The organism is Myxosarcina sp. GI1 (genome assembly GCF_000756305.1).
Lineage (GTDB): Bacteria > Cyanobacteriota > Cyanobacteriia > Cyanobacteriales > Xenococcaceae > Myxosarcina.
On record NZ_JRFE01000027.1, the window covers coordinates 1 to 8737 of the forward strand.

General features: G+C 41.1%; 10 protein-coding genes. 7 read left to right on the forward strand and 3 right to left on the reverse strand.

From position 1 onward, the window contains the following. The 7 genes from KV40_RS34260 to KV40_RS22015 all read left to right on the forward strand — a co-directional run. Positions 1-614: globin family protein (locus tag KV40_RS34260; protein ID WP_036486067.1), on the forward strand; the 614-nt coding region annotated here is incomplete at its 5' end. Positions 615-623: 9 nt separating this feature from the next. Beyond that, complete coding sequence (locus KV40_RS21990) at positions 624-1268, forward strand: cytochrome c3 family protein (protein WP_036486068.1); 645 nt, start codon at positions 624-626, stop codon at positions 1266-1268. Further along, positions 1268-2053 (forward strand): cytochrome c3 family protein, encoded by a 786-nt coding sequence (locus KV40_RS21995; protein WP_036486069.1) that lies wholly within the window; start codon positions 1268-1270, stop codon positions 2051-2053. Before KV40_RS21990 ends, KV40_RS21995 begins: the two co-directional genes overlap by 1 nt. A gap of 85 nt (positions 2054-2138) precedes the next feature. Next, the gene (locus tag KV40_RS22000; RefSeq protein WP_036486071.1) at positions 2139-2783 is read left to right on the forward strand and encodes a DUF3365 domain-containing protein; all 645 of its coding nucleotides are present in this window, start codon (positions 2139-2141) and stop codon (positions 2781-2783) included. Between the two features lie 322 nt (positions 2784-3105). Next, positions 3106-3708 carry a hypothetical protein gene (locus KV40_RS22005; protein ID WP_036486072.1) on the forward strand — a complete coding sequence of 201 codons (603 nt, stop codon included), beginning with the start codon at positions 3106-3108 and terminating at the stop codon, positions 3706-3708. A 166-nt stretch (positions 3709-3874) separates the two neighbouring features. Then, on the forward strand, positions 3875-4324 hold the full coding sequence (locus tag KV40_RS22010) for a thioredoxin domain-containing protein (RefSeq protein WP_036486073.1): 450 nt from the start codon (positions 3875-3877) through the stop codon (positions 4322-4324). A gap of 3 nt (positions 4325-4327) precedes the next feature. Continuing rightward, positions 4328-4882, forward strand: coding sequence for a globin family protein (locus tag KV40_RS22015; protein WP_036486074.1), 555 nt, complete (start codon positions 4328-4330; stop codon positions 4880-4882). A 3-nt stretch (positions 4883-4885) separates the two neighbouring features. Here KV40_RS22015 and KV40_RS22020 read toward each other — a convergent pair whose 3' ends face one another. From KV40_RS22020 to groES, 3 genes are all read right to left on the reverse strand, one after another. Further along, the gene (locus KV40_RS22020) at positions 4886-5812 is read right to left on the reverse strand and encodes a pentapeptide repeat-containing protein (protein ID WP_036486075.1); all 927 of its coding nucleotides are present in this window, start codon (positions 5810-5812) and stop codon (positions 4886-4888) included. A 97-nt stretch (positions 5813-5909) separates the two neighbouring features. Continuing rightward, complete coding sequence (groL, locus tag KV40_RS22025) at positions 5910-7532, reverse strand: chaperonin GroEL (protein WP_036486076.1); 1623 nt, start codon at positions 7530-7532, stop codon at positions 5910-5912. Between the two features lie 126 nt (positions 7533-7658). Then, entirely contained in the window at positions 7659-7970 is a 312-nt protein-coding gene (gene groES, locus KV40_RS22030) for a co-chaperone GroES (RefSeq protein ID WP_036486077.1), read from the reverse strand. Positions 7971-8737 lie beyond the last annotated feature (767 nt).

Below are 8737 nucleotides of genomic sequence, written 5' to 3' on the forward strand. Positions count from 1 at the left end.
CTAGTAGTTTTTACAACAATCTGTTTACAGCTTATCCTGAAGCACAGCCTCTATTTGCTAACACAAATATGGCAAAGCAAAAGAAAATGCTGGTCAGCTCTTTAGTTTTGGTAGTTGAAAATCTCAGAAATCCCGATGTTTTGACTAGTTCCCTTAAAGGTTTGGGTGCCAGACACGTTAAATATGGAGCTTTACCCGCACACTATCCGTTAGTAGGAAATGCACTACTAACTACCTTCGAGCAGTACTTGGACGATAAGTGGACACCTGATGTCAAACAGGCTTGGGTAGATGCTTATGGTGCAATTACCGAAATCATGCTCGATGGTGCTGACTATTCGCCAGACGAGGTAGCTTTTAATGCGCCTTCTAGAGAGGAAGTAATTGAAACAGCCGAACCGAATCAACAAACTGCTGGAGTTGCCAATGAAACTATAACTGCAACACCTATGGAATCGCAAACAGTTGACAGGGCTGAATATAATTCTCATTCACCTCAACTTGCCACAGATGGAACTTTAACTGCGTCCGACAATGGCAAAGCTGGATTGTGGGCAGTATTAGGTGGAGGAATTATGGCAGGAGTAGCGGCAATCCTTTTAATCCTGCTTTAAACAAGGAGAATGTTTGGTTTGGGCAGATTTTTGCGTTCTGGTAAATTATTTCGGTCGAAATTTGTCATCATTGGCGCGATCGCAATCTTGCTAATTTGGTTTGGTTCGGCTTTTGCTTTCGACCAGCGTAGTATTTTTCTACCTGGGACTACTTCTGACGGTCACTATCTGTTTGATACTTCCTGTGATTCTTGTCACGAAGGTTTTAAACCAGTCAGTAACGAAACCTGCAATCGCTGTCACGAAGCCGAATTGGCAACCGATGTTCATGGTGCCAAAAAATTCCGCGATCCCCGCTGGGCTGAATTTGTAGAAAATCTAGATATTTTAACCTGTACCGCCTGTCATGCCGAACACGTACACATGTTTGGACGTGGGGTAAATCTCAAGCCCGATTTGTGTATGGCTTGTCATCAAGGGGTAATTGAAGGAGATCTAGCCAGTCATGAGGGATTTAGCCCCGATGGGTGTTGGACGGCTGGTTGTCATAATTTCCACGATCATCGTGCTATCTCGACGGGTTTTCTCAGACAAAATCTCGACCAACCCTGGATGTTGCCCAAGCCAGCTTTACCCATTCGCACTGTAGAAGTAAAGCGACAAACCGCTCCCGAACCCGATTTAAGTCGAGAATTTCTGGGAGGGAAAGGATAATGAGAATTTTTAACTGTGCGATTTTATTATTGCTATTGTGCTTTTATTGTTTAGTGCCTACTGTCCTAGCAGATGAAGTAACTCAAAAACAGCTAAAAGAAATCGGTCAGCTTTGGCAGACTAGCGCACACGCTCTAGCAGAGGTTAACTGTTCTAGCTGTCATCAGGACGAGCAAACCAAGCAACTAATAGCACATCCAACAGAAGAAAGCTGTCGCAGTTGTCATGAATATGCGGTAGATACTTTTTGGTTGGGCAAACATGGAATTCGTCTGTATGAAGGTATGTCGCCTCTGACTCCAGCTATGGCGCATCTACCGATGAAAGAGTCGGCACTAGATAAGCAAATGACCTGTAATACCTGTCATAACGTCCATTCGGTAAATACTTCAGTGGCTGCTGTTGATTCCTGTCTTACCTGCCATAATGACAGCCATTCACTTAACTATAAAGATTCTCCCCATGCTCAAACAGTTACCAATTTAGCCAGTCTACCCCGTCCCGATAACCAGGCTGTAACCTGCGCTACCTGTCATTTACCCAGAACTAGCGAAGCTAAAGAAATTCTGGTCAATCACAACAATACTTATACTTTGCTACCGCGCGATCGCATGGTTAAGGAAGTTTGTATGAACTGTCATGGACTAGAACACGCCTACAACAGTATCTTCGACGACGAACTAATAGAAAATAACTTTGCTCGTCCCCCCAATCTCAAGCTCGAAACCTTCGATCTGGTACGTGCTTTAGAGAAGAAAAGGTCGAGTAAAGCAAGCTTGAATTAGAGCATATTTAGCGATCGGCTAAATTTAACTCTAAATTTTTGATACCTACTCAACCCAACCCAAACAATCCAATCAAATGTTAACAATGAACAGTTTATTTCGACAATTTAAAGTAAAAGTTTTAGCATTAATAGCTTTAGCGATGACAGTTTGTCTGACTGCCGTATCTTGTAGTGGCGGTGGTTCTAGCGAAGCCTCAGCATCAGTATCCCCAGAAGCCGCTGTAGACTACGTTCACACTGTATTACTAGCAGATCGTACTGCTTATACCAAACACGTAATTAACCGCTTAAAAACTTTAGAAGGTAAAGAAAAGCCAGATGGTGTCGTCTCGGCAGAAGCAACTGAAGCTTGGCAAGAAACCAACGGCGTTCCTTTACCAGCCCAGATGTTTCGTTTGGGTTCGGAAATTGCTTCAGAAGAAACCAGCGCATTTACTTATGGCTTGATTTCTCCTTGGAATATCAACGATAACCAAGCTCCTAAAACTGAGTTTGAGAAAAAAGCTATGGAAGAAGTGGTTAATACAGGAGAACCATATAAAGATTATCAAGAAATTGGCGGACAGCAATATTATTCTGCCGTCTATCCAGATAAAGCTGTAGCAGAAGCCTGTGTTACCTGTCATAATAACCATCCCGTTCACAAAGAACGCTATCCCGATAAAACTTTCAAGATGGACGATGTTATGGGCGGTATTATTATCAACCTGCCCATCGAGGAAAGTTAATTTAATAGCTTTAAGCCGTAAGCTCTAAGCTTTAAGCTTTTAAGTAGATATATTGGTTATCTGCGGTTGAATATTTTACGTGCGCAGCGATCTGTAGATAACCAAGTTTTTGTTACTAGTAGACGACGGCTTAAATAAAGCTATCAGTAAAAAACGAGCAAACAACCTAGAATTAATACTTTTTACCTCACGCGTTCCTTTGGCGAGAAAACCTCGCCAGGGATGCTCGTCTTTCTACTTTCGCATAGCGGTACTAGTTACTAATTATCGGCGCAACTAAAAAAGATTCAGTAAGTAATTATTGACTGGATAAAAAAAGCTCATGAAGCCTAAACTATCGACTTTAATTGGTCTGACATTTTTATCGGCATTAATTCTAGCCCCTTTTGCCCTTAGTTCTATTTATATACCTGTTTTAAGAGCTAACAATTTTGATTTTCTTCAGTTTATTCAAGGCGAACTGTACAAACAAATTACTGGTTATATCTCACTGGCATTTGTTGTATTAGAAATGTTTTTGACTGCCAGAAAAAGATCGCGTAGTTGGAAATTCAAAGTGCCAATTCCTGGTTCGATGCAGCTATGGCGCAGCATACATATTTTTGCTGGCATTGGTTTGTTAGCAATAACTTTAATTCACACTTTTGGCGTTAATGGCTTAAATTTTAACGCGGTTTTCTTATGGGTATTTTTTGGTGTTACTCTATCAGCTTTAATAGGTGTAGTCGCGGAAACAGGAGTATTAGAATCACCTCGTAAATACTTTGGTTGGGGTTTGGTTAAAAGTAATTCGGGAATGTTAATTTCTAAAGGACCTCTAATTCGTAAAATGCGGCAATTCTGGCTATTAAGTCACATTTTTTTAGTTAATATATTTATTGTAATGCTCGCAATTCATATATTTTTAGCTTACTATTATCAATAAAATCAGGCTTTAGACTTTAGGTTTATTTTTGCTTGGCAAGAAGTAATATTAAAAGTTATACAATCAAAAATTATTTGTTTTAATATAAAGGTTTTAAACTTTAGTCATTAACTTTCGTTCGAGCTTTGAGGTATTCATTTAAAAAAGAATTGAGAAATTTTTTATAATGTCAAAAAAAAGTTTAATTGTTAGTGCGATTTCTGGCATATTAGCAATTTGTTTGCTTTTTTTTATCGGCGATCGCAATGAAGAAATTAATATTTCCTCAGTAAGTGGGTTGGCTGTTCTACACAATCTAACTAATGAGTCGATTGCTTACGAAATTGCTATGGATAACAATAAACCAACTTTAGTAGAGTTTTATGCTGATTGGTGTACCATCTGTCAGGGAATGGCTGCTACCGTAAGAGAACTACATCAGCAATATGGCGATCGCGTCAATTTTGTAATGCTCGATATCGACGATGCTAAATGGAAACGACAAGTAGAACAATATCGCGTAACAGGAGTTCCTCAATTTACTTTTTTAGACGAGGAAAAGCAAGTAACTACATCCCTGGTTGGTAAAGTTCCCAAAACTATTTTAAATAATTTTTTCGAGCAAATAAATTCTTAAATTATGGCTTTAAACGTTCGTCTATTAGAAAGCAGTTTTGCCAAAGTTAAACCCCAACAAATTGCTTTTTCCGCTAGCTTTTATCAAAAACTGTTTGCACATCATCCAGAACTAAAACCTTTGTTTAAAAATGCAGATGCAAAAGCTCAAGAAAGAAAACTAATTATTTCTCTGGCAATAATTGTCGAAAATTTGCATAATCCACAGGCATTATCTGCGGCTTTAAAAAGTTTGGGAGCCTACCATCGCGAAATAGGTACGCTGCGCGAACACTATCCCTTTGTCGGACAGGCACTAATAGAAACTTTTGCCGAATATTTAGGTAAAGAGTGGACATCGGAAATCCAACAGACTTGGCTCGATGCCTACAATCTTATTTGCGAAACTATGTTAGAAGGAGCAAAAAACCCCAATGTTTATTTAGGAGGAGAACTAACTTTTTATGAATGGCTCGATTTATACGGCGAATCTAGCTCTAGAGTTAGAGAAGCGATAGCGGATACGACTCACTTTAAATATCGCCATTCTAGAGCCGCTCGCGAGCTGCTGGGAAATTAATTATTAATTAGGAACGTTTAAAGCTCCGTGTTTTTTGAGCCACTGTGTTTGTGCGTCGGTCAAACCTTTAGCGTTAGTAAAAACTGCGTTACTAACATTACAATCAGTAAGCTCGACTCTATTCCAAATGGTATTTTCTAAATTGGCATCTTGCAAGTTAGCACCAGTAAAGTCAACTTGACTTAGGGTAGCACCCTCTAAGTTAGCAGCAAACAAAGATGCTTTACTAAAGTTAGTAAGCTCTAATTTTGTTCTTTCTAAGATTGCTTCTAATAATTCTGCCTGCTGGAAATTCACCGAGGTAAGATTGCAACCAGTAAGTTTGGCAGAAACTAAATTAGCCGCAGTAAAATCTGCGGAAACTAGAGAACTATGACTGAGATCGACTCGTTCTAAGTCTGCTTGTCGCCACAGCGTATGGGGTAAATTTGCCGCTATAGCGATCGCCTGATTCAGGTTAGCACCGCTAAAATTAGCTTGAGGAAGATTTGCCTGTGTTAAATTGGCTTTGGTAAAATTCGCACCGCTAAAGTTGGCAGCTTCTCCTTTTACCTGTCGTAAATCGGCTTCGTTTAGTTTTGCCAGAGGAGCTTCTAGACGATTTAGTTTGGCATCGAATAATTTAACTCCTACTGCTTCGCTTTTCTTGAGATTAGTGCCATGTAACCAGGCGTTATTTAACTCTGCTTTATTTAACTTGGCACCAGCCAAATTAGCGTCATTGAGAACGGCAAATCGCAAAATAGCCTTGGTAAAGTCTGTTTGCTGACAGGAAGCGCGAGCGAAGTTTGCTCCTCGTAAATACGCTTCGACAAAATTTGCCCTATCTATATTTGCTTCTTCAAGATCGAGCTTACTCAGTTCGGCTCTAACCAGAGATTGTCCTTGTTGAAGTTGACTGAGAACTTGTTCGCGAGTAAATAAAGTCATAGGCGATCGCAAGTAAGCGTTTCTTAGTATACACAAAAATAGCTGCTTCAATATTGAAGCAGCTACAAAGTTACTATTTTTTTAGCAATTAGTAATCTTAGTAATCGAAGTCTCCACCAGCAGGAGCGGCAGGCTTATCTTTTTCTGGTTTGTCTACAACGATACATTCGGTAGTTAAGACCATTCCCGCGATCGAAGCTGCATTTTGCAAAGCAGAGCGAGTTACTTTAGCAGGATCGACAATACCAGCCTCAAACATATCGACATACTCGTTAGTAGCAGCATTAAAGCCAATATTTATGTCTTTTTCTTTGACTCTTTCGGCTACAACCGCACCATTCATACCTGCATTTTCAGCAATTCTTCTTAAAGGTGCAGTCAAGGCACGAGCGACGATGGTTGCGCCAGTTAGAGCTTCGTTTTTGAGGTTGGCATTTGCCCACTCTTCTAAACCAGGTGTTAGATGAGCTAGAGTAGTACCGCCACCAGGAACGATGCCTTCTTCAACCGCAGCTTTAGTAGCGTTGATCGCGTCTTCCAAACGAAGTTTGCGGTCTTTCATTTCGGTTTCAGTAGCCGCACCGACTTTGATTACGGCAACGCCACCGCTTAGTTTAGCCAAACGCTCTTGCAATTTTTCCTGATCGTAAGAAGATTCGGTTTCTTCAATTTGACGGCGAATTTGCTGACAGCGAGCTTTAACAGCCTGTTCGTTACCTTCAGCAACGATTGTGGTGTTGTCTTTGGTCATGGTGATGCGTCGCGCCGTACCGAGCATATCGACTTTGGTAGATTCTAGCTTTAAGCCCGCATCTTCAGAGATAACCTGACCGCCAGTTAATACGGCAATGTCTTCTAGCATTTGTTTGCGGCGATCGCCAAAACCAGGAGCTTTAACCGCAGTAACGTTGAGTACACCGCGTAGACGGTTGACTACTAGAGTAGCCAGAGCTTCTTTTTCAATATCTTCGGCAATAATTACCAGAGGTTTGCCCTGACGCGCTACCTGTTCGAGAACGGGAACCAGGTCTTGTACGAGGGTAATCTTTTTATCGGTAATTAAGATAAAAGGCTCGTCAAAAACTGCCTCCATGCGTTCGCTGTCGGTAACGAAGTAAGGGGAGATATAGCCCTTGTCAAAACGCATCCCTTCAGTAATTTCTAATTCGGTAAACATGGATTTTCCTTCTTCTAAGGAAATAACTCCTTCTTTACCTACTTTATCCATTGCTTGAGCGATCATGTCGCCTACTTCTTCGTCGTTACCAGCAGAAATTGCGCCAACTTGAGCAACCGCTCTAGAATCACCTACAGGTTGAGCCTGCTCTTTAATTTTGCCTACCAAATATTCGATAGCTTTATCGATACCGCGCTTGATGGCGATGGGGTTCGCACCAGCAGCAACGTTACGCAATCCTTCTTTGACGATTGCGTGAGCTAATACGGTAGCTGTAGTAGTGCCGTCGCCAGCTATATCGTTAGTTTTAGAAGCAGCTTGACGAATTAAAGATACGCCAGTATTCTCGATATGATCTTCTAATTCAATTTCTTTGGCGATAGTTACCCCATCATTGACAATTTGGGGCGCGCCAAATTTTTTTTCGAGAACTACGTTACGTCCTTTGGGACCGAGAGTAACTGCTACTGACTCTGCTAATAAGTCAATACCTTTTTCTAAAGCACGACGAGCTTCATCGTTATAGATTATAGATTTAGCCATAGGAGCTGTTTATACCTCTAAACTACTGGAAAAATTAGTTGAGTTAATGTTGCTGTTTAAAAAATAGTCAGCACCAATCGCCGATCGAGTTAGAGCGACTAAATTACTACTGACGTATCTGAAAATCTAAGAAACTGCGGCGAGAATATCTTTTTCTGATAGAAGTACGTAATCTTCGCCACCAAGCTTAATATCGGTACCTGCATACTTAGAATAAAGTACTTTATCGCCTACTTTGACTTCCAAAGCAGTGTAGCCGCCATCATCGTTACGTCTGCCAGGTCCTACACCTACTACTTCTCCAACTTGGGGCTTTTCTTTAGCTGCATCGGGTAGATAAAGACCGCCAGCAGTTTTTTCTTCTGAAGCACTAACTTTAATAAATACGCGATCTCCTAAAGGTTTAACTGTAGAAACGTTGATCGTAATAGCTGCCATACAAAATCCTCCAAATGATTAGCCAGACTTCTTATGTCTGTATCAAAAATTGTCTTGCGAAGATGTTGATGATTTAGATTAGCACTCTCACCTTCCGAGTGCTAATCTAGCTAAGAAATGACTTTGATTGCAACTAGTTTCGTAGTGTGGTTTACCGTACATACACTGGGATCGCCAAGCACGAACGTTTGGTAATAATTGTTACTTTTCATGTGGAAGCGACATAGAGTCTATCTGCTCAAAGACTCCCTTCGGGAGAGGCTGGCACATACGCGCCGTTTAAGAAGCGATCGCCCGTAACAAGAATTAACCTGCAAAGAACGATCGCCACCTGGATTTATTTGGTTTGCTTTACTTGAAATACTAAGAAAATAGCAGATCGAGTAAAAAGTTATTGTTCCCGACTAGTCCCTAGTAGACTAAGGCATAAATCAAGCAATCGTTTAGAAATTTTGAAAGCATTATCAATCAACGCTTTTGACTTTTGCCTTTTGCATCGCGGCGCGTTCCCTTGCGTCTTTCGCCGAACAGCGCGTACGCGCAAGCGTCTTGCGAAGCAAGACTTTGAGGCGGTAGCCTCTGTGGGTCGCACCGCATTCGCGAATCGCCCCTACGAAGTTTTTTCAACAAATTGAATGATGAAAGAATTATTGTATACAGAAATTCCTACCCCCGACACCGATCGCGTTAAGGTGTGGTTACAGCAGCAGTGGCAGCCAGAACACGGCTGTAAAACTACAACTGCCGATGGAATTTTGTGGCATTGT

Coding starts and splice junctions, on each gene's coding strand:
- KV40_RS21995 (WP_036486069.1), top strand. CDS start 1,268: ATGAGAATTTTTAACTGTGCGATTTTATTATTGCTATTGTGCTTTTAT.
- KV40_RS21990 (WP_036486068.1), top strand. CDS start 624: ATGTTTGGTTTGGGCAGATTTTTGCGTTCTGGTAAATTATTTCGGTCG.
- KV40_RS22000 (WP_036486071.1), top strand. CDS start 2,139: ATGAACAGTTTATTTCGACAATTTAAAGTAAAAGTTTTAGCATTAATA.
- KV40_RS22020 (WP_036486075.1), bottom strand. CDS start 5,812: ATGACTTTATTTACTCGCGAACAAGTTCTCAGTCAACTTCAACAAGGA.
- groL (WP_036486076.1), bottom strand. CDS start 7,532: ATGGCTAAATCTATAATCTATAACGATGAAGCTCGTCGTGCTTTAGAA.
- KV40_RS22015 (WP_036486074.1), top strand. CDS start 4,328: ATGGCTTTAAACGTTCGTCTATTAGAAAGCAGTTTTGCCAAAGTTAAA.
- groES (WP_036486077.1), bottom strand. CDS start 7,970: ATGGCAGCTATTACGATCAACGTTTCTACAGTTAAACCTTTAGGAGAT.
- KV40_RS22010 (WP_036486073.1), top strand. CDS start 3,875: ATGTCAAAAAAAAGTTTAATTGTTAGTGCGATTTCTGGCATATTAGCA.
- KV40_RS22005 (WP_036486072.1), top strand. CDS start 3,106: ATGAAGCCTAAACTATCGACTTTAATTGGTCTGACATTTTTATCGGCA.